The following is a 20533-nucleotide window of genomic DNA, read 5'->3' as shown; positions in this document are numbered from 1 at the left end:
GGATGACTTTGCCGTGTTAAGTGTCAGTTTCAAAACACCAAACGTCGGATCAGCATTCCCTAAACCGGCTTCAACCACAAAATTATTACATCTGATTATTAACAACTTACAAACTATTTTATCTGCAGAATCAGCTTACCAAACTGTTGCCCTTCGGCCATGCGGCGCATGGCCTGTTCGCCGTCAGCCAGGGCAAACGTCGCGTCGGTAACGGGTAACAATTGCGTCTCATTTACCAGGGTAAGCAGCCCGGCAAAATCCTCTTCGGTGCCCATGGTGGAGCCCAGCACATCGAGCTGCTTCCAGAAGATGTGACGCGGCGGCACGTTGGTCATGGTGCCGGTGGTACCGCCGTAGAACACGAGGCGGCCGCCGGGCGCGGCGGCTTCCAGCAGTTCCGCCACCCCGGGCCCGGCGGCACTGTCGATAATCAGGTCGAAGGGGCCGCCAGCCCGTTGCACCAACGCCTTGCCCCAGCCGGCCTCGCGGTAGCTGATGCCGCCGCGGGCGCCCAGGCCCTGGGCCCGCGTGATTTTGTCGTCGGAGCCGGAGGTCACCCACACGTCGGCGCCGCGCGCCACGGCCAGCTGCAGCGCCAGCAGGGCCACGCCGCCGCCGATGCCGGTGATGAGCACCCGCTCGCCGGCCTGCAGACGCCCCCGCGTGAACAGGGCCCGGAAGGCCGTGACGCCGCCCAAGGGCAGCGCGGCGGCCTGCGCGGCCGAGAGGTGCGCGGGGCGCGGGTGCACGTTGCGAGCGGGCACGCACACATACTCAGCAAACGTGCCGTCCTGCGGCAAGCCCAGAATGCTGAAGCTGCGCGCCTGCGCCCGCGGATTGTCGCCCCAGTTCTGGGCGGGGTCGATCAGGACCGCTTGGCCCAGCAGCTGCGCGTCCACGTCGGCCCCTACTTCGGCCACGGTGCCGGCGCCGTCGGAACCCAGGATAATGGGAAAGCGCAACCCGGCGTACTGGCCCTGCTGAATCCACACGTCGCGGTGGTTGAGGGCGGCGGCTTCGAGGCGCACGAGCACTTGCCCGGGCTGAGGCTGTGGTGTGGGCACTTCGCGCAGCTGCAGTGGCTGGCCGATACCGTCAAGAACTAAAGCTTTCATCGGGGACAGTAAAAAAAGCCGCAGTAAAGCGGCAGAACGAGTTTTTGCTTAGTAAACCAAACTACAGTAAACCTGGTTACGTTAGAACCGTTTACGAAATAGCCTGTGCCGCTTGGGCAAGTGGGCGCAACCTAGCAAAATTCCGATGGCCCTGCCAACCGATCCGCTCTTCACCTTCGAAGGCCCCAACGACAACCCCGGCTACCTGCTGGCGCAGGTTACCGCCCATTGGCAGCGGAGCTTGGCGCAGGTGTTGTTGCCCATGAACCTATCACCCAGCCAGTTTCTGCTGCTGGCGGCGGTGCAGCGGCTCAGCCAGCAGCCCGAGCCCGTGACGCAGGCCCACGTGGCCCAGCACGCGCACTACGACAAGATGACCACCAGCAAGATCGTGCGGACGCTGGAGGAAAAAGGGCTGCTGCAGCGCCCCACCCACGAGCAGGACGCGCGGGCCCGCAGCCTGATGCTCACGCCGGCGGGCCTGAAGGCGGTAGTACGCGCGGCTTGGGCCCTGGAGGAATTTGATCAGCAGTTTTTCGGCCCCAACGCGGCGGCGCTGGTGAAGACCTTGCAGGGCCTGCTGCCCGCCGCGCCCGGAGCCGAAGCGCCGGCTGCCTAAGGCCCAGGGCGAACAGCCGCCCCCATCGGCCGAAAGCTATAAAAAGCGCGCTTTCAGCTCCGGCGTAGGCAGCCAGCACTCGTTTTGCTTGCCAAACCACCGGTAGCGGTTGCGGGCCACGAATCGGTAGGCCGCGTCGCGCAGGAAGCGCGGCAGCACGCTGGCGGCGGCCAGTAGGCGCCAGCCCCCGCCCAGATGCCGCAGGATGCGCAGAATAGCCGTGGAGTGCGTGTAAGCCTGGCCGTCCTCGATCAACACCACCGAATCCGGATTCTCCGGGTCGGGGTTGACGCCGCCGGGCATCAGGCGCTGGCCCGTTTCCGACTGCAGGGAAGCAAAGCGAAACCGCGCCTGCGGGTCGCGGTCGATGATGAACTGCACCAGCCCGTGGCAGAGGTTGCACACGCCATCGAAGAGAATAACTGAAGAGCCTGCCTGCATAGCACGAGAAAACGGAGCGACGGGTAGCAGTACGCAACCGACGACGGGCGGTTTGGTTGGAGGCAGTGGGCAGCGGCGGGTGGCGCCATCCCTGCAGGGGACTGACAACACCTTACTAATTGCAAAAAATGTGCACAAAAAATTCTGGCAAAAATTCAGCTAAGGCCAGTCAACAGGCGTATAAGCCCCTTGTGTCGCTTGCCGCAACGCGCTCATAATCAAGTTCACAACCAACAAACTATATATGAATCGCACACGCATGATAGGCATGTCGGGAGTTCTATGCGCGCTATTGACGCTGGGCTCCTGCGGCAATGACAGCAACACCGGCTCCGGTACGGGCGCCGACGCTTCGGGCTCCACCACCGGCTCTGACATGAGCGGCTCGGGCACCGACATGAGCTCCGACACTGCCGCCAGCGACATGGGCGGCACCAGTACCACCAGCGGCACCACCTCCGGCGACATGGGCTCGACGGGCGGCACCACCGCAGGCTCGACCGGGGCCGGAGCCACCACCAACGAAGCCACTACCGGCGCCGTGACGGGAGGCTCGACCACCCAATAATCATTCGGCTTCTACTTGATTACCTACGCGTGCACTATTTGGAAAGAGGAGGGAGAAAAAGGACGTCACAGTTGTGGCTGTCCTTTTTTTCTACCCGCCGACGGAGGTCCGTTTTCAAGCTCGACCTTATCCCAAACCGTGAACCTGCGTACTAAGGGCAGCTTACCACCGAAGTGGCAGCAGTCCTATTGTTAGTTGCCGCCCTTGTTTCCAGCATCCTACCACAACCTCAAACACTCTAACACCATGAAAAAGTCATTTGCTTCGCCGCTGTTCCTGGGTATTCTGCTAAGCGCGGCCTGCTCCACGGCCAGCCTGGCCCAGACGACCACCGGCGGCTCCACTTCGGGCACTACCGCGGGTACCACCGGCACCACCGCCGGCCGCAGCACCTCGGGCACGACCACCGTAGGCACAACAACAGGCACCACTACCATGGGCACCACGTCGGGCTCGACTACGATGGGTACCTCGACTTCGGGCACTACGTCGGGTACCACCACCATGGGCACCACGACTTCGGGCACCACCGGCTCGACCACGATGGGCACGACTTCCGGCACTACGTCGGGCTCCTCGACCATGGGCACGACCTCCGGCACCACGTCGGGCACGACCTCCGGGACTACCTCGGGTACCACGAGCGGCAGCAGCACCATGGGCACCACCTCGGGCTCGACCACCTCGGGTTCGGGCAGCATGAGCACGAGCGGCAGCGGCAGCGGCCGTAGCACCTCGGGCCGCAAAGCCACCAAAACCAAGAAGAGCGGCACCCGCAGCTCGTCCACGTCGGGCTCGACCACTTCGGGCCGTTCGACCTCCGGTTCGACTACCTACTAGCACCACCGGCATTGCAACCCTCGGCCGAACTACTTGACCGGGCGCAAGGGCAACTTCCCACCGAGGAGGTTGCCCTTTCTGCGCCTCTGCCGACTCCGCCCCCGCCGCGGAGCAGCCGGGCGGGGCGTTGGCTGGCCGTGCTGCGGCGGCCTTTCGTGGTGGATGTGCGGGCCCTGGCCCTGATGCGCATGGCCGTAGCAGCGGTGTTGCTGCTCGACTTGGCCATTCGCAGCACTGATCTGGAGGCGCACTATACTAACATGGGGGTGCTGCCGCTCTACGTGCTGTTCGAGCGCGCCTGGAATCCCTACGAGTTTTCCGTTCACACCATGAGCGGGCTGTGGGCGGTGCAGGCGCTGCTGTTCTTAACGGCGGCGGCCGTGGCGCTGGGACTGCTCGTGGGCTGGCGCACCCGCCTGATGACGGTGCTCTCGTGGGTGCTGCTGGTGTCGGTGCAGAACCGCAACCCGATGATTGCGCAGGGCGGCGACGACCTGTTGCGGATGCTCCTGTTCTGGGGCATTTTTCTGCCCTGGGGCCGGGTATGGTCGCGGGATGCGCAGGGCCGGCCGGCGCCCGAGCACTACAGCCATTGCAGCGCGGCCACGGTGGCCTACGTGGTGCAGATTGCGCTGGTGTACGTGTGCACGGCCCTGCTGAAAAGCGGCCCGGAGTGGCGCTCCGAGGGCACGGCCATTTACTACGCCCTCAGCCTGGACCAGGTGCTGATGCCCGGCGGCCGGCTGCTCTACCCGCACTACGAGCTGATGAAGGTGCTCACGCACATCACCTTCTACACCGAGCTGCTGCTGCCCGTGCTGCTGTTCATTCCGGTAGCGACGCCGGTGTGGCGGGTGCTGTTCGTAGCGGCTATCTGGGGCTTTCACCTCGGCATCAGCCTCACGCTGTTCGTGGGCCTGTTCTTCCTGATCAGCTTCTCGTCGGTGCTCGGCCTACTGCCCACGCCGGCCATGAACTGGCTTGAGCGCCGGCTCGGCCCGCCCGTGCAGCGCTGCTCGGGCTACCTGGGCAGCTGGCGGCAGCGGCTGGCCCCGTGGCAGCTGCCCTGGCAGCTGCAGGTGCAGGCCGACTGGCGCCCGCACGTGCGCCAGCACCGCCACTTCCGGCTGTTGCCCGTCCTGCGCGACACGGTGCTGTACGTGCTGCTCGCTTACACCATCTGGTGGAACCTTGACGGCATCGCGCCCCAGCGCTACACCATGCGCGAACCAGTACGCTGGTTTGGCTACCTGTTCCGCACCGATCAGCACTGGGGCATGTTCGCCCCTACCGTGTTCAAGGATGACGGCTGGTACATCCTCCAAGCCCGCACCAAGGACGGCCGCGTGCTCGACCTTTACCGCGGCGGCCGACCTGTGACCTACCAGAAGCCGTACTCGGTGATGGCGCTGCACAAAAACGACCGGTGGCGCAAATACTCCGAAAACTACCTCTTCGTCGACAACAACTGGATGCGCGCGTACTACTGCAACTACCAGCTGCGCATCTGGCACCAGAACCCGCGCAATGCCCCGCTGCAGCAGCTCGACGTCGTGTACATGAAGGAAGTCTCGCTGCCCGATTACAAAGTGGCCGGGCCGACGCGCGAAGTACTCTGCAGCTGCCAGCCCTGAATGCCTCCTTATTCCAACCACCCTCTTCCCCTTGTGCCATGAGCGAACAATGGAACCTGCTCAACGCCCGGCCTAACCGCGCCACCACGCCCGAACTGCAGTTCGTGGCACCCGGCGTGTGGGCGCTGCGCAACGTTTTCGTCAACCTGTTTTTCGTGCGCCACGGCCACAACGCCGGTCCCTGGGTGCTGGTGGATGCCGGCCTGCCCGGCGCCGCCGCCAAGATTCGCCACGCCGCCGAGTCGCTGTTTGGCGAAGGCGCCCGCCCCGAGGCCATCCTCATGACCCACGGGCACTTCGACCACGCCGGCGCCCTGGAAAGCCTGGCCGAGCACTGGGACGTGCCCGTGTACGCCCATCCCATGGAACTGCCCTACCTCACGGGCCGCTCCAGCTACCCCCCGCCCGACCCCACCGTGGGGGGCGGCGCCATGGCCTGGATGTCGGCGCTGTACCCGAAGCACCCCTACAATGTGGGCAGCCGCGCCAAGGCGCTGCCCGCCGACGGCTCGGTACCCGAGTTGCCCGACTGGCGTTGGATCTTCACGCCCGGCCACACGCCGGGGCACGTGGCCTTTTTCCGCGAGTCGGACCGTGTGCTGCTGGCCGGCGACGCGTTTGTCACCACCAAGCAGGAATCGGCGCTGGCCGTGTGGGAGCAGCGGCAGGAAGTGCACGGCCCACCCAAGTACTTCACCTGCGACTGGGAGGCCGCGCGCCTTTCGGTGGAGCGGCTGGCCCGCCTGCAGCCCGCCGTGGCGGCTACCGGCCACGGCATTCCCATGCGCGGCGCCGCCCTGGAGCAGGAGCTGACGGAGCTGGCGCAGCACTTCCGCGAGCTGGCCGTGCCGGCGCAGGGCCGCTACGTGCCCGACCCCGCCATTGCCGACGAAAACGGCGTGCGGGCAGTGCCGCCGCCCGTCATCAACCCGCGCACCCCCTGGATTATCGGCGGCCTCGCCGCCACCATCGGGCTGGGTATGGGCATCTGGCTGAACCAGCGCAACGGGGCGCGCAAGGCGCACAAGCGCTACCGCAAGCAGCGCAACCGGCAGCACCACCTTGACCAGCCGGCCACCGGCCGCGCTACCGACATCGACCCGTTTACGCCGCCCGAGGAAATCAGCGGCTGGTACGAAGGGCCGCAAAACCTGTAAAGCACAAATAAGAAAACCGGCCGCCTGGCTTCCTGATTCTGGATCAGGAGGCCAGGCGGCCGGTTTTTTCACCGACCAGCGTGAAGACTAACTTCCACTGCCCGCCGGCAGCAGGTCGCAGTACCAGAAGGCGGCGCTGAACGGGTCCGGTTCCGGGTGGTAACAGTCGGCCTGCGAGTCGGCGGCGGCTGGTGTGGGCTGATACGTGCGGCGCACCCGCTCGCCGCGCTCCAGGGCGATGGGACGGCTGAAGTAAGGCGCATCGTACACGAAGCTGTGGTACTCGCCGTTTTCGCCGCAGCTATCCACGGTGCGCGGCAGGTCGCGGATAAAGTCGCGGTCCAGCTCGCGGCCGCAGAAGCTCGCGTCCAGGTGCTGCTCGCTGACGCAGACGACGATGGCGCGAAACCCCAGGTCGAAAAACTCGGCCAGCACCTCCGCCGCCGGCTTGTGCCAGAGAGGAAAGGCCGCGCGCCAGCCTAGTCGGGCCAGTTGTTGTTCGCGGTAGGCGCGCAGGTCCGCCAGGTGCAGGTCGCCGAAGATGCTGGTGCGTACCCCTTGGGCCGCCAGTGCCTGCAGCGCGGCGCTCATGCGCTGCTCGTACACGTCCATGGCGGGCATTTCGGGCAGCCACACCGGGGCCAGCGGCAGGCCGATGCGCTCGGCCTGGGCTTCCAGCAGCTCGGCGCGCACGCCGTGCATGGCCACGCGGCGGTGGTGCTCGTTGAGCGTGGTCAGCAGGTGCGCGGGGCGCAGCAGCGGGTCGCGCAGGGCGTGGTACAGGCACAGGGCCGAGTCCTTGCCCCCGCTCCAGCTCATGACGGCGGGTTCGGCCATGGCAGCATCGGGTGAGGTGAAGCACAAAGATGCGGTTTACGAACCGGCGCACCGCCCGCAGTTAGCCATTTGGGCGGCAGCGCGCGTATACCCCTGCACGCGCAACCCTCATTCATTCCAAAACCCGACATCTGCTATGTTCTCTTCCTCCCGCGTGCTGGGCGCCGCGCTGCTTTTGCTGCCGCTGGCTGCCTGCGACAATTCCTTAAGCCCCGGCGTTGACCGCACCAACAACGACTCCTTTGCCTCCGCCCCGCGCGCTACGCGTGTAGATATGGAGCGCGACAGCGTATCGGGCGGCGGCAAGGCCTACCGCCCCGTGGGCACCGGCTCCCTGGCCCGCTCCACGGCCGAAGCCGTGAGCATGCAAGCCGGCGGCGACCCAAACACCTCCAAATACACCGAAAGCGGCACCACCGATGGCAGCAGCACCACCAGCGGCCGCAGCCTGACGAACCGCGGTACCACCGATACGGAAGTGCCCGGTACCACCCGCGGGCCGGCTACCGGCACCGGGGAAGGCCGGGGCACGCTGAACAACATTCCGCGCCAGACCGACGCCAACGCGGCCAGCCGCTCGCAGACGGGCACGGCCCCCAGCCAGGCGGAGCAGCCCAAACGCCGCAATAACAACGCCCAGAACTAGTCCTTTAATCGACTGGACAGTCAGCGCCTTCGCAGTCACCTGCGAAGGCGTTTTTTATGGTCGGCTCGCTCAGAATCCGGTCATAACTCCGGAATCCATTTCAGCCCAAAGACGGATCAAAGCCATGAACATCAGTCTTATTTTATAAACGCTAAAAACGCCAAACTCAAAGTCAGCATGATACACCTATAAGGGCATGACGTGCTCCACCTCATCGTTCAACCTTAAACTCGTTACGCCATGCGTAAGCCCTGGCTTCCACTGATGCTGGGGTAGCACTGGTGACTACTCCTGCCCTTACCTCCAGCGGCTACGACAACTCCTCGGGCACCACCGGCGGTAACGCAGGCTCCACTACCTACTGCTTATCAGTTGTGCTATTGCGTCAGCCCCCGGCAATGCCGGGGGCTGACGGCTTTTTAGCCCCGCTGGTGGCGGAAGTTACGGGGCAAATACGGAGCGATACGCATCCCAAAATCCGTGTTGACCGGCGTCAAAATCCGGGTAAACTCCCCGGGAATGGCCCGTAAAAGCCAGAAAACACTCCTACTCCCATGATTACTACGCCACCTTCCCGTCCCGCGCAGTATTCGCGCTACCCGCAGCCAGCCGCGCCGGATAGCGCGGCTTCGGCCCCCGTCCCGTTTACAACGGGCAATACCACCGCTACCGCTACGGCCGCCACGCCCGCTTCCCGCGCACGCCGGAAGCGGGTGCTGAGCAGTAAAGACTGATCGGGCGTCCGACGACGGCATCAGCCTTGCAAGAGCACGGCCCCGCCACCTTCCGGTAGCGGGGCCGTGCTCTTGCAAGGCGAACCTGTGCTGCAATTTTTATTATTGCCGGGCCGCCCAGGCGTCCATTTTGCGCTCCAATACGGCCAGAGGCATCACCCCATCCTTGAGCAGCTCGTCGTGGAAGTCCTGAATCTTGAACTTGGCGCCCAGCTGCTGCTCGTACTTGCGGCGTAGCTCCTGAATCTTGAGCTGCCCGATCTTGTACGAAAGGGCCTGGCCCGGAATAGCCATGTACCGCTCGATTTCGGCCGTGGCGCCCTGCTCGTCAATGGCTTCGTTGTCCATCATGTACTTGATGGCCTGCTCGCGCGTCATGCCCTTGGTGTGCATGCCCACGTCGACGACGAGGCGGATGGCGCGGTGAATCTCGTCGCCGAGCGCGCCCATGTACTGGTACGGGTCGGTGTAGAGGCCCAGCTCCTTGCCCAGGCTCTCGGTGTACAGGGCCCAGCCTTCGCCCATGGCGCCGTACCAGGCAAAGCGGCGAAACTTGGGCAGCGCGGTGTTTTCCTGCTGCAGCGAAGTCTGGTAGTGGTGGCCCGGAATGGCTTCGTGCAAAAACAAGGACTCCATGCCCGAGGTCGTGCGGAATTCCGTGGCCTTGATGATGGGCACGTAGAAAATACCGGGGCGGGAGCCGTCGGGCGTGCCGGGCTGGTACTCCGCCGAGGCGCTGGCCTCGCGGAACTCCTCGGTCTGGCGGATTTCAAACGGCGTCTTGGGCGTGCGGCCAAACAGCTTGGCCAGGTTGGGCGTGATGCGGGCCTGAATGGCGCGGAAGGCGTCCAGCACCTGCTCGTCGGTCTTGTAAGGCGTGAAACGCTTGTTGGTGCGCATGTAGTTGAAGAACGCGTTCAGGTCGCCCTTGAAGCCCACCTGCGCTTTGACGCGCTCCATCTCGGCGCGGATGCGCTTCACCTCCGCCAGCCCGGTCTGGTAGATTTCCTCCTCGGTCTTCTCGGTGGTCGTCCAGTTGCGCACGTAGTAGCGGTAAATGGCCGGGCCGTTCGGAATAGCCGAAATGCCGGTGCTGGTGCGGGCCGCAGGCTCGTACTCGTCCTTCAGGAAAGCCGCCAGGCGGCGGTACGTGGGCACCAGCTCGTTCATGATGGCCGTGCGGTACGCCGCCGTGATGCGCTGCTTTTCCTCGGCCGGCAGGCTGGCCGGCAAAGCCTTGATCGGGCCGTAAAAGTCGCTCTTCGTGGGGTCGGTTACCACCATCTTCTGCATCTGCGGAATTATCTTCTGCACCAGCGGCTTGGGCAGTACCACGCCCGCGCGCATGCCGCGGCGGAAGTTGCTGATGGCCGTATCGGCCCACACCGAGAAGCCCCGCACGCGGCCCAGCCAGTTGTCGTAGTCTTCGGCCGTTTTGAAGGGCTGGATGCTCTGGCCGGCACCGAATTGGCCCATGCTCAGCGGCAGCCCCCAGAACTGCTGAAACGGAATCATCCAGGCGTTCAGCTTCAGCCCCTCCAGGTTCATCTGCAGGTCGTACTTGAAGATGTCGTAGCTGATCCGGTCGTTTTCCGAAAGTTTTTCGCGGTCGAACTGCCCGAGCTGGTCCAGGTATTTCTGGTAGTACTGGCGCAGCTGCTCGCGGAAAGCCACGGTCCCGTCGTTGGGCAGTTGGTCGTTGTAGCGGTTGTCGCCGTTGGCAGTAGCGTTCAGCGGAAAGAGCTTGGCGTTTTCCTCCCAGTACTGGTCGAGCACCGTGGCGAGGTCTTTTGCCTCGGCGGTGCCCGCGGCGTTGGGCGAAGTCCCGGTCTGGGTTTCGGTGGTGGTGGCCTGCTGCGAGCAGCCCATCAGCAGGGCGCCGGCCAGCGCGCTGGCGGCAAGGGTTCGTCTGGTCATGTGGGGAATAGGGAGTACAAATGCGCGCACTAAAACTAAGTGGGTTTTGCCGCATTTGCCCGGCTGCAATGCTATTTTATTCCGACGGCTCCTCACGCAAAACGCCCGCGAAGCAGGGCTCCGCGGGCGTTGCGTTTAGGGGAAGTGGCAGGCTACTCCTGCTGCAAAAACAGCTTCTTGCTCACGGTGCCATCGGTGGTAATGGCCTGCACGATGTACACCCCGCTGGTGCGCTGGCGCAACGGAATCTGGCGGGTAACCAAGCCGGTGGCGCCTTCGGGCAGCATCTCGCTGTGCACCACGCGGCCCATGCTGTCCATCACGCGGAAGGCGCGCGCCGCGCCGCTGGTCCGCATTTCCACCGTCAGGCCGGCGAGCGTCCCGTAGGCTTCCAGCTGCTGCGCCACCTCGCCCGACTGCACCGTCACCACCTGCGAGTGGGTAAACGTGCCGTCGCGGTCAATCTGCTTCAGGCGGTAGTACGTCAGGCCCGGGCGCACGGCTGGGTCGAGGTAGCTGTACTCGCGGCGGGTGGTGGAGTTGCCGGCGGCGCGCAGCGTGGTTACGGCCTCAAACTCTTTGCCGTTGGCGGAGCGCTCTACCACAAAGGAATCAGCGTCTTTCTCCAGGGCCGTAGCCCAGTTCAGCTGCACCTGCTTGCCCAGTAGGCGGGCCGTGAAGCTGATCAGCTCTACCGGTAGCGGGGCCGTGCGGCAGGCATCGATGGCAATGGCCTCCTGCACGCGGGTGTTGCAGCTGAGTCCTTCGGTGGCGCAGCTATTGGCCTGGCCCTGCACGCAAACGCGCAGGTTGGGCCCGAACAGGCCGTTTAGTGAGCCGTTGTTGGTGGTGAGCACGCAGCCGCTGATGGAGAGCAAGCCAGTGCCGGAAATGGTGGGGTTGCCCTGCCGCAGCACCAGGTTGCCATCGATGGCGACGGTGCCCCCCTGCGCAATCGTGAGGTCCGACTGGTTTTCCAGGGTCAGGTTGCAGTTGGTGCTCAGCTCGGCCGTGGCACTCACGTCGGCGTCGGCTTTCAGGAAGCTGAGGCTGTACACGTCCAGCGTGCCGTCGAGGTCCAGCCGCACAACGTCGGCGCCCTGCAGTTCCCCAAAACTCAGGTTGTTGGGGCTGGTGCCGTCGGTGAGCGAGCCGCCGGCTTGGATGGTGAGCTTGCCGTTGTCGCCGCTCACGGAGTAGTCGACGTCGAGCACAACGGGCGAAGTAATGATGATAACATTATTGCTGGCTTCCAGGCCATTTTGTCCGGTTCTATTGGTCGGCACCGGGTTGGGACTGGGGTCACCGCTTACGTCCCAGGTACTGGAAGCGCTCCAGTCACCCCCAGCCGCACGGGAAGTGTAAATGGTCTGGGCCTGAGCGGAAACAACAGCTGCCAGCGTCAGCGCTGAGCAGGCAAAAGTGAGTATGGTCGAGTTCATGGACTTGCATGGAAAAAAGTGTGGCGTCGAGGTGCTGCATAGAGAAAGAAGGGTCAAGGTTCATTCCGGGCCTTGTTACGAGGTACGAAAGCAGAAGGATAAAAAAATTTGTAAGAATATTTCTATTACAATATTCTAAGAACTACATGTATGCAGCTCAACAAGACATTGTCTTTCAGGCCAAACCCTGTCCAACAGCCCCGAAAACAAAGGTTCTGCGGGCCTAAGCTCAACTACAATAATTCAATTGCCCGAATTGAGTTAGTCCCAATTCATTTCTGGAATAAATTGCTACAACAGCAAATAAACCAGCTATAATACCAAACACAATCAGCGCATGAGCACTTGCCGGTGGACTCGCAGCCGGCTGCCTAAAGGCACGGGGCGCCCCCCAACATCTGCGGGGCAGAGCCCGTGCGGGCACACGCGGGAGGGTCCCGCTTTTTCAAGCATTGCTTACCGCATGCGGCAGCTCGTACCCGCTCAGGGCGTGGCCCGTGCCCCGCTTGTTTGGCGGCGGCGCGTCCACTATCGCGGCGCTGGCCGGGGTCCAAAGCCTTAGCACCAGCCCGGGCAGCAGCCATGGGCGGCGCAGACGCTGCGCAACAGCAACCAGGCCGGCCGGCCGAGGCGAGGGGTTACTTTTTGTGGTGGCGCAGGTACTCGCGGGCTTCGCGGTACTCAGCCGATTTGCGGTCCGATTTGTCTTCCACTACCGCGTAGTAGCGCCGCGCGGTAGCCACGTCCTGGCGGTCGGCGGCGAGGCGGGCCAGGTGGTGGTGGGCCAGCACGTAGAAGCCGGGGCCGGTTTCGCCGGTGCTTTCGGCAAACACGATGCAGCGCTGGTAGTAATCCTGGGCGCGCAGGGGGTCGTCGTAGCGGTTTTCGTAGAGCCAGCCCAGGAAGTAGGTGGCGTAGCGGCCGCTGATGGCCTCGTAGCCGGGCAGGCCGCGGTTCAGCTTGTCGAGGATGTCGCGGCTGAGCTTCTCGCACTCGTCGTACTCGCCGCGGTTGTAGGTCACCAGGGCGCAGAAGCGCTGGAAGTAGGCATTGTCGGGGTAGGTGGCCACCAGCTGCCGGGCCACGGGCAGCGCGGCGGCCGGGTCGTTTTCGTCGTTGTAGAGGATCTTCATCAGGAAGAACCGCGCCTCCGGGGCCGTGTAAAAACCGTTGTCGGCCACGTTGCGCAGCTGCTGCAGGCCCAGCTTTTTATTGCCGCGGGGGAAAAACAGCAGCACCGGCCGCAGCAGCGGGTAGTTATCCGAAATCCAGGGCGCGTAGTAGTTCATCAGCGCCTGCCCGAACAGGAACTCCGGGCTCAGGCCGTTGGCTTCCTGGCTTTTGGCGAGGTAGTTCAGCGCCTCCTTGCTGTAAAGGGTGGCCTTGGTCCAGTTTTTCCGCTCGGCGTGCAGCCGGGCCGCAAACCCGTAGGCGGCCGAGAGGAAAAAACAGGCTTCGTAGTTCTGGTTGTCGGCCCGGAACTGGGTTTCGGCCTTGGTGATGGCCGTGTCCATGTAGGCGAAGAAGGGCTTGTCGTAGAGCTTGGTCTGCACGTTGCTGGGCACGATCTTCCACCACTGGCTCAGGCCCAGCAGGAAGTACGACATGGGGTGCTCGGGGTAGCGGCGGCGCAAGGAGCGAAACTGCTTTTCGGCCCGGTCGAACTTGAAGTCGTAGAGGTTGTGCACGGCCCCGTCGAGCTCCAGCTGCATGTCCTTGTCGAGCAGCAGCCAGTTCTTGGTGTTGAGCGCGTCGGGCAGTACTTCCACGTTCTCCAGCTGGATGTTGCGCACCGGCGGCTGCCGCGTGGTGTCGGCGGTTTGCTGCCCCCACGCGGAGCGGGCCAGCAAACCCAGGCTTAGCAACAACAACTGCGCAAATAGCCCCGCGGGGCGTGAAATCAGAAGCATAGGGAAGCAAATCGGCCAGCAACGGCACAACGCGCAAGGGCCACCGGCCGGTTCAGCGCAGCTAACATACGCGGCCAGCACCTTTCCGGCTGCATTACGGCCGAGCTTGCGTCACAAACGGTGCCAAAGCGCCAAACCCGGCGGCCGGATCGGGGTTATACAGACTTTCGTTCATCCTCCCCTTTTTCGTACATGGAATCCATCAGCGGTAAAAATGCCCTCGTGACGGGCGCAGGCAAAGGCATCGGGCGCGCCGTGGCGCTGGCACTGGCCCACGAGGGCGTCAACGTGGGCCTGCTGGCCCGCAGCACCGAGCAGCTGCGCGAAGTGGCGCAGGAAATCGAAGCCCTGGGCGTGAAAACCGCCGTGGTCACGGCCGATGTGGCCGACCGTGCCGCCGTGGAAGCGGCCGTGGCCCAGGTACAGCAGCAGCTCGGCCCGCTCGACATCCTGATCAACAACGCCGGCACGGCGGCCTTCGGCAAGTTTCTGGAGCTGGAGCCTGAGGCCTGGGAAAACATCCTGCGCGTAAACGTGCTCGGCGTGTACTTCACCACCCGCGCCGTGCTCCCGCAGATGATTGAGCGGCAGCAGGGCGACATCATCAACATCAGCTCCACGGCCGGCAAAACCGGCGCGGCCGTCACCAGCGCCTACAGCGCCTCGAAGTTTGCGGTGCTGGGCCTGTCGGAGTCGCTGATGCAGGAGGTGCGCAAGCACAACATCCGCGTGTCGGCCCTCACGCCGAGCACCGTGGCCACGCCCCTCGCGGCTGAGCTCAAGCTCACCGACGGCAACCCCGAGAAGGTGATGCAGCCCGAAGATCTGGCCGAGCTGATCATTGCCCAGCTCAAGCTGAACCGCCGCGTGTTCCTCAAGGAAGCCGGCCTGTGGAGCACGAACCCGTAAGAAGGTAAGGAAGAATGAGGACGGAAGAAGGACGACAGGCCCGGCGACTTCGCGCGGCCTCTTCGTCCTTCTTCCGTCCTCATTCTTCCTTCATCCGCTGCGGGCCGTGCCCGGCGCGGGCGTAGGCAAAACGCACCGGCGGGCCCACCTCGTGGTAGCCGTCGAGGCCCGACACGCACACGTCTTGGAGCAAGGCCAAGTCGAGGGTGCCGTCGGGGCGCAGGGCCGCCGCCTCCACGTACACGTGCTCCACGGTCCCGATCAGCAGCACCGTGCCGTTGGCTTTGATGGGCAGCTCCTCGGCCAGGCGCAGCCCGATGCTCAGGCGGCTTTCGGCCACGTACGGGGCGGGAAATTCGTCGCGGAAGACGGCCGTGAGCCCGCAGGCCTCGAACTCCGATTCCCCGGCCGGAAAGTTGGCGGAGGTGTAATGCGCTTGGGCGATGAAGCCGGCGTGCACGTGGTTGAGCGTGTAGCAGCCCGTGGCGCGCAGGTTTTCGTAGGTGTGGCGCGGCACCGTGGCGGGCCGGGTCACGAGGCCGAGCAGGGCCGGATCGGAGCCCAGGTGCAGGGCCGAGCTGAAAATGGCCAGGTTGGTAGCCCCGCCGGCCGCGGCCGTGCCCACGAGGTTGGCCGGTTTGTAGCCGCTGAGCGCGTTGACGAGGTTGAGCCGGTAGAGGCGTTCAAAGCCGGCCAGGTCGGCGGCGGTGAGGTGGTGCATAAGCCAGAGGTTTGGAGCACTACCCGCAGGCGGCAGGCAATGTTTGAACGCCGCCGGTCGGTGCGCTGGCAAAAGCCCCGAAATTTCGCGCAACAATTTGTAGCCCAAGCCGCCACGTCTGCGTATAGGGGAGGCGCCCGGCCACCACCGGGGCATTCCGAACTCCTGCATTCCTCTTACCGCCATGATCAAGCAAGCTGCCTCGCCCATTCCCCCCGCCGCGCACCAGGGCTTGCCCCCGGCACGGCCCACCGATCCGCTCCGCTCACCCCGGCCGCGCCGCTCGCAGCAGCCCGGCCAGGAGCCCGAGCCCGACCGCACCCAGCCCGCCTCGCAGCCCCGCTCGGCCGGCCGCTGGTGCTAGCCCCGCCGCCACCCTCGCATGATAAGCCCGACCGCCGCCGGCCGGGCTTTTTTGCGCGTATGGCGGCGGTAGCCTGTCATCGGTTTCAGCGCGGCCTTTGCTGAGCAAGAGCCGAAGCGCGTGACGGCGCCCGTCGCCGCACCCGCTGAGGCCGAGGCCCTGACGCAGGCAGACCGGGCCGAGCCAGCGGCGAGCCGGCCCGGCCGCAACCGGGCGATTACCGGCTGCGCGGACCGTCCGGTGGGCATCTGTCGGGCGGCCCGTGGCTAACCCGGATTACGGCTCAGCCGTATTGCAGCGGGTCTTAGCCCGTTCATGCATCAGATTATTTACGTCAGCACCGCTACCCAGGCCCTGGCCACGGCCGAACTGCAACAGCTGCTGCGGCAAGCGCGCCTGCGCAACGCCCGCTACCACGTCACCGGTATCCTGCTTTACCACGAGGGCCGCATCACCCAGATTCTCGAAGGCGAGGAGGCCGCCGTGCATTTCCTCTACGAGCAGATAGAGCTGGACCCGCGCCACCACGGCGTGGTGAAGCTGGCCGACGAGCCCATTCCGCACCGCCGCTTCGCGCAGTGGCACATGGCCTTCTGGGAACACGAAATCGACGAGCTGGCCTACGCCGCCGGTTACATTCCGCTGCAGGCCTGGGCCCTGCCGCCCGGCCGCTTCAGCGACGAAGACGTGCTGCGCCTGGAGGCCCTGCGCTACTTCGTGCTACCCGACGACTACCCCGGCGGCAGCTAAGGTCTGTGGACAGCAGCTGCAAAGGGCCTTTTAAGTCTTTTTACTTACTGTCCACAAAGGTGAGCCAGCCCCGAACACTCCAAACGCACAACGGCCCGCCGGGAGCTTCCCGGCGGGCCGTTGGCGTCATGGTGCCCGCGCGTCAGCAGACACTAAAGCTTACTGCAGCACGATGCGCTGGGCTTCGGTGGTGTCGCCGTGAAAACGGAGCAAGTACACGCCCGGCTTCAGCTGCCCGCGCGGGATGCTGAGCACAGATTGCTTGTCGACGTCCAAGCGGGCCTGCACCCGGCCGACCACGTCGACCACCTCGATGCGCCGCACGTGGGCCGCGTTGGCGCCGAGCTTGACGGTAATCTGGTCGGCGGCCGGGTTGGGGTACACCTCCATGGTGCTGCGGCCGCGGCCGGGGCGGGTGGCCGTAGGGCGGCAGTTGGTGGCGGCGGCGCCTTTGCCCGCAATGGCCGCAGTGGAAGTAGCTACCACCATTTTATCCAGTTGGGCGTTGCCGGCGGCGTTGTAGGCAATGGTGAGCGTGTGCGGCCCCACCGTCAGGGCAGCCTCCCGCAGCTTGGTCCAGCGCCAGCCGGCCGAGCCCACTTCCTTCACGCTCACATCGTCGATGTAGTAGGTATTGGCCACCTGCCCCATGTCAAACAGGAAGGTGGTGGAGGCCAGCGAAGCCGTGATGGTCCAGCTGACCTGCTGCCAGGCCGTGCCAATGGCCTGGTCGCCCTGGTACTGGGCGCTGCTGGGGCCGGTGGAAAGCCGGATGGAACCGCCCGCGTTGGCGGCGCGCACCCAGTACGAAATGATGTACTGCTTGCCAATGGTAGTGGGGAAAGCCGCGCTGCTGACCTGCACGCGCCACTGGTTGCCGGGCTGGGCCGTCGGGTTCACCACTTTCATCGAGCCGGTGCCGCTGCGGGCTTCCGAGGCCACGGCGTTGGCCGTGATGGTGGCGCCGTTGGTGTTCAGCGTCGTCCAGCCGGTCAGGCCGTTTTCGAAGCCAGGGTTGGTGGCCAGCTGGCTGGTCACGGCCTGGAAAGGTCCGTTGTCGATTTTCACCCAATAGCCGTACTCCTCCGTCGCGGGCACGTTCAGGCGGGCCAGGAAATTGTAAGTGGCGGCGCTATCGGCCGTGAAGGGCATTTCCAGGAAGGCCGAAGCGGCCGTGGGGGCGGTGGTGGGGCTGCTCAGGCCGCTGCGCACCTTCACGTAGGAGCCGTTGGCGGCCGAAGTATCGGCTACTACCTCCCAGCCCGCGCCCACGGCGGCGCACTCGGCTTCCAGCCAGTAGCGCTTGCCCAGCGGCTCGGCGGGCAGCGTGGGGGTATTGGTACCCCACCAGCGGTACCAGCGCTGGTAGTCCAGCTGCGGGTACGGGTGCACGGTGATGTTGGTGTTGGCGGCCGTGTTGCCCAGCAGAAACTTCTCCACGAAGGCTTCCACGGCCGGCGTTTGGGTGGCCGGCACGGCGCAGTGGCCGTGGCCCCCGTCGATGTAGAAGCCGAACCGGTCGCCGATGCCGAAGGTGTTCCAAACCACGTGCGCGGCCCGGGCCGACACGTAGGCCGAGGGGTTGGCCAGCCACTCAAAGTCGGTGTTGCCGGTCACCAGCAGGGCGCGCGGCGCAATCATGGCCATCAGCTCGTGGTGGTCGTGGGGCAGCTTGCTCACGTTGGTGCCCTGAAACTGCTGCATGTCGTCGCGGAACCAGCGGTAGTCGGTGGCACCGAGCTTCTCCACCGCGCCCAGCGTTTCGGACACGCGCCAGGCCGGGGCCCCGCCCCCACCCGACTCCTGGGCAATGGTCAGGGCAATCCGCTCGTCGAAGGCGCCGGAGAACAGGGCCATTTTGCCGGCGTAAGAGCAGCCCGTCACGCCGATGCGCCGCAGGTTGATGGGCAGCGTGCTTTGCACCAGCTCCAGCCCGTCGATCAGGCGGCTCACCCCCCAGGCCCAGGCGCTGTACTGGCCGGAGTTGGCCAGCGTCTGCGCGGGGTACAGGCGGTAGAAGGGGTCGGTGGCCTGCGGATTGGAATAGGTCGTGACCTGGTTGTGGTTGAAGCGGATAGTGGCTACGTTGCGGCTGGTAAACACCGCCGCCGGGATGCTGCCCGTGGCGCTGTTCATGCCGATGACGGCCGGAAACGGCCCGGTACCGCTGGCGGGCAGCACCACTTCCGAGGTCAGGGTGAGCGTCTGCCCGTTTTCCGTCACCACCACTGTCAACGTGCCGGTGTTGGGTGTGGTGCCGGCCGCGTAGCTGGCCGTGATATTCTGGGGCCGCGGCGGCTTGGTGCCGATTTAGTAGTTCTCAATTTCCGCCTTGATTTCATTGCGGCGGCACTCCCAGTCGCTGAAGCTGGTGGAGCGGCCCGAGTTGTTGGACCGCATAAACGGGTCGGTGAGCGGCTCCACGGCGGGCAGCTGCCCAAAGGCGGGTAGGGCCGGCGCGGTGCAGCTTCCGCCCGTGTTTTCGGAGGTGTACACGAGGGGTATCTGCGCCGCAAGGCCCAGACTGACAAAGCTTAGGCCCAGGGCCAGCAGAGTAGATTTGATGTTCATGGGTTGGGAATGAATGGGTTGGAAGCAAAAGCGGAACGGTAAGGCCCACTGCAAAGCGCGTGGGCGAGGCGGAGGCAGCAGATCTAGAGCGCCATAGGCAGGGCAAAGGATTGAAGCGGAACAAAAACGAGTAATAGCGGCCCTTGGCAAAGCGCGCCGGGTAGTAGTGCTGGCAAGAGCAGCAGCGGTCGAAAATCCCGGCTACCCTACAGCTACAGTACAATTTTCAGCACCCACACCACCTAGTAATGCTTTACCACCACTGCAGTCTTTGGCGCGGGTTAAAGCCGGTTTATAAAGGAATATAGCAGCCTACCGAAACGAAACTACAGTCGCTTCGCATCGCGGATAAATGAAAGTACCGCAACCGTTTCCGCAAACGTTTGTATTCCTGACGGTCCAGCAAATGGCCAGTTTGCCCGCAGCCTCTTGACCGGCTATGCCACCTCAGCTCGCGGAACACTTCATCCGCAGAATAATCCATTTACCCGGCACGCGCTACTTTAGCTCCATGAGCCTCCGTCTGTTGCACGCATGTACCTGGCTGCTCGCCGCGTTTAGTAGCGGATGTGTGGCCCATATCCGTCCTGACTCCTGGGGCCACGTGCACCGCCCCCTGGAAGCCGAACGGGCAACACAGCCGACGCTTCAGCTTGAAGTCCACCAGAAGACCTTTCCGCTGCCGCTTCCCTTGGTACTGTGGGAAATAGGCTCCAGGAAGTATCAAATAAGCCTGGTCTTCACCACCACCCTGGTGGAGCATCGACAAGTCGATTCCATCCGGTATCAGATTCGGACGCCTGAGAACCAACTGCTGGCGGCGGGAACGTTGCCTTTTCGCAAGGGGAAGGTGCGCCCTGTTCCCTATCAGCAATGGGGGCCTTTCCTGCTCGATCGGTACCGGATTCGCGGCGCCACGCCCGCCCGCCTTCCGCTGGAGAAGACCAGCCAGGCTTTACGGGGTAGCTTCCTGATCTACGCGGTAGACCGCAATGGCCAATCTGCCACCCTGCCCCTACACAATATTCCGCTGCACTACCACAAAGGCGGGGTTATATGGTAAGGCCATTTGATCTGCCCCGCCCATTTTTGGTGCGTATCAGTTCCGGTGCAGCTGACTTTCCGTTGTGGCAGCGCTTTCCAAATCGTCGACGGACAACCCAACAGAATAAATGGTTTAAGCGCCCCGAATTGCATTAGTACACCGCCAATGCGGCGGCCAGGCGCTTATTGACTCGGAGTGACCCGTGCTTACCGGCACACTGCCAAAAGCCTGGGCAGCCAGCCATGCCACCTATAGCGGATTCGAGAACGGTGTAGCTGCTAGTGGAGACACTGCGTAAGCATGTAGATGCAAG

Annotated in this window: 19 protein-coding genes; 10 read left to right on the top strand and 9 right to left on the bottom strand. The window is 64.2% G+C overall.

Annotated features, from left to right (window positions below):
- Nucleotides 1–113 precede the first annotated feature (113 nt).
- On the bottom strand, nucleotides 114–1115 hold the full coding sequence (locus ACYVKQ_RS21010) for a zinc-binding dehydrogenase (protein WP_460677329.1): 1002 nt from the start codon (nucleotides 1113–1115) through the stop codon (nucleotides 114–116).
- A gap of 145 nt (nucleotides 1116–1260) precedes the next feature.
- On the opposite strand from ACYVKQ_RS21010, the gene ACYVKQ_RS21005 reads away from it, so the two are divergent.
- Nucleotides 1261–1734, top strand: a complete 474-nt coding sequence (locus ACYVKQ_RS21005) for a MarR family winged helix-turn-helix transcriptional regulator (protein WP_460677328.1) — start codon at nucleotides 1261–1263, stop codon at nucleotides 1732–1734.
- A gap of 36 nt (nucleotides 1735–1770) precedes the next feature.
- Here the strand turns inward: ACYVKQ_RS21005 and ACYVKQ_RS21000 are convergent, their stop codons facing one another.
- Nucleotides 1771–2175 (bottom strand): thiol-disulfide oxidoreductase DCC family protein, encoded by a 405-nt coding sequence (locus ACYVKQ_RS21000; protein WP_460677327.1) that lies wholly within the window; start codon nucleotides 2173–2175, stop codon nucleotides 1771–1773.
- A 244-nt stretch (nucleotides 2176–2419) separates the two neighbouring features.
- Between ACYVKQ_RS21000 and ACYVKQ_RS20995 the strand changes: the two genes are divergently transcribed.
- The 4 genes from ACYVKQ_RS20995 (at nucleotide 2420) to ACYVKQ_RS20980 (ending at nucleotide 6374) form a co-directional block, all read left to right on the top strand.
- Nucleotides 2420–2743 carry a hypothetical protein gene (locus ACYVKQ_RS20995; protein ID WP_460677326.1) on the top strand — a complete coding sequence of 108 codons (324 nt, stop codon included), beginning with the start codon at nucleotides 2420–2422 and terminating at the stop codon, nucleotides 2741–2743.
- Nucleotides 2744–2989: 246 nt separating this feature from the next.
- Nucleotides 2990–3583 (top strand): hypothetical protein, encoded by a 594-nt coding sequence (locus ACYVKQ_RS20990; protein ID WP_460677325.1) that lies wholly within the window; start codon nucleotides 2990–2992, stop codon nucleotides 3581–3583.
- A 137-nt stretch (nucleotides 3584–3720) separates the two neighbouring features.
- Nucleotides 3721–5217 carry an HTTM domain-containing protein gene (locus tag ACYVKQ_RS20985; RefSeq protein WP_460677324.1) on the top strand — a complete coding sequence of 499 codons (1497 nt, stop codon included), beginning with the start codon at nucleotides 3721–3723 and terminating at the stop codon, nucleotides 5215–5217.
- Nucleotides 5218–5255: 38 nt separating this feature from the next.
- Nucleotides 5256–6374, top strand: a complete 1119-nt coding sequence (locus ACYVKQ_RS20980; protein WP_460677323.1) for an MBL fold metallo-hydrolase — start codon at nucleotides 5256–5258, stop codon at nucleotides 6372–6374.
- 87 nt (nucleotides 6375–6461) lie between these two features.
- On the opposite strand, the gene ACYVKQ_RS20975 is transcribed toward ACYVKQ_RS20980, so the two are convergent.
- Nucleotides 6462–7211, bottom strand: a complete 750-nt coding sequence (locus ACYVKQ_RS20975) for a Dph6-related ATP pyrophosphatase (protein WP_460677322.1) — start codon at nucleotides 7209–7211, stop codon at nucleotides 6462–6464.
- A 136-nt stretch (nucleotides 7212–7347) separates the two neighbouring features.
- On the opposite strand from ACYVKQ_RS20975, the gene ACYVKQ_RS20970 reads away from it, so the two are divergent.
- Nucleotides 7348–7857, top strand: a complete 510-nt coding sequence (locus ACYVKQ_RS20970; protein WP_460677321.1) for a hypothetical protein — start codon at nucleotides 7348–7350, stop codon at nucleotides 7855–7857.
- An 836-nt stretch (nucleotides 7858–8693) separates the two neighbouring features.
- On the opposite strand, the gene ACYVKQ_RS20965 is transcribed toward ACYVKQ_RS20970, so the two are convergent.
- From ACYVKQ_RS20965 to ACYVKQ_RS20955, 3 genes are all read right to left on the bottom strand, one after another.
- The gene (locus tag ACYVKQ_RS20965; RefSeq protein ID WP_460677320.1) at nucleotides 8694–10508 is read right to left on the bottom strand and encodes a DUF885 domain-containing protein; all 1815 of its coding nucleotides are present in this window, start codon (nucleotides 10506–10508) and stop codon (nucleotides 8694–8696) included.
- Between the two features lie 152 nt (nucleotides 10509–10660).
- Nucleotides 10661–11950, bottom strand: a complete 1290-nt coding sequence (locus tag ACYVKQ_RS20960) for a hypothetical protein (RefSeq protein ID WP_460677319.1) — start codon at nucleotides 11948–11950, stop codon at nucleotides 10661–10663.
- Nucleotides 11951–12588: 638 nt separating this feature from the next.
- A complete protein-coding gene (locus tag ACYVKQ_RS20955; protein ID WP_460677318.1) occupies nucleotides 12589–13860 on the bottom strand; it encodes a tetratricopeptide repeat protein in 1272 nt (423 codons plus the stop codon).
- Nucleotides 13861–14052: 192 nt separating this feature from the next.
- Here ACYVKQ_RS20955 and ACYVKQ_RS20950 point away from each other — a divergent pair, with 192 nt between their 5' ends.
- Complete coding sequence (locus tag ACYVKQ_RS20950) at nucleotides 14053–14769, top strand: 3-ketoacyl-ACP reductase (RefSeq protein ID WP_460677317.1); 717 nt, start codon at nucleotides 14053–14055, stop codon at nucleotides 14767–14769.
- 79 nt (nucleotides 14770–14848) lie between these two features.
- On the opposite strand, the gene ACYVKQ_RS20945 is transcribed toward ACYVKQ_RS20950, so the two are convergent.
- Nucleotides 14849–15490 carry a flavin reductase family protein gene (locus ACYVKQ_RS20945; RefSeq protein WP_460677316.1) on the bottom strand — a complete coding sequence of 214 codons (642 nt, stop codon included), beginning with the start codon at nucleotides 15488–15490 and terminating at the stop codon, nucleotides 14849–14851.
- 184 nt (nucleotides 15491–15674) lie between these two features.
- Between ACYVKQ_RS20945 and ACYVKQ_RS20940 the strand changes: the two genes are divergently transcribed.
- Complete coding sequence (locus ACYVKQ_RS20940; RefSeq protein WP_460677315.1) at nucleotides 15675–15854, top strand: hypothetical protein; 180 nt, start codon at nucleotides 15675–15677, stop codon at nucleotides 15852–15854.
- Nucleotides 15855–16169: 315 nt separating this feature from the next.
- The gene (locus ACYVKQ_RS20935) at nucleotides 16170–16604 is read left to right on the top strand and encodes a BLUF domain-containing protein (protein ID WP_460677314.1); all 435 of its coding nucleotides are present in this window, start codon (nucleotides 16170–16172) and stop codon (nucleotides 16602–16604) included.
- Nucleotides 16605–16763: 159 nt separating this feature from the next.
- Here the strand turns inward: ACYVKQ_RS20935 and ACYVKQ_RS20930 are convergent, their stop codons facing one another.
- A complete protein-coding gene (locus ACYVKQ_RS20930) occupies nucleotides 16764–18833 on the bottom strand; it encodes a glucuronyl esterase domain-containing protein (RefSeq protein ID WP_460677345.1) in 2070 nt (689 codons plus the stop codon).
- 81 nt (nucleotides 18834–18914) lie between these two features.
- Entirely contained in the window at nucleotides 18915–19175 is a 261-nt protein-coding gene (locus ACYVKQ_RS20925) for a hypothetical protein (RefSeq protein ID WP_460677313.1), read from the bottom strand.
- Nucleotides 19176–19686: 511 nt separating this feature from the next.
- On the opposite strand from ACYVKQ_RS20925, the gene ACYVKQ_RS20920 reads away from it, so the two are divergent.
- Entirely contained in the window at nucleotides 19687–20238 is a 552-nt protein-coding gene (locus ACYVKQ_RS20920) for a hypothetical protein (RefSeq protein ID WP_460677312.1), read from the top strand.
- Nucleotides 20239–20533 lie beyond the last annotated feature (295 nt).

The organism is Hymenobacter coalescens (assembly GCF_054783195.1).
This window is presented reverse-complemented; position numbering and strand designations above follow the sequence as displayed.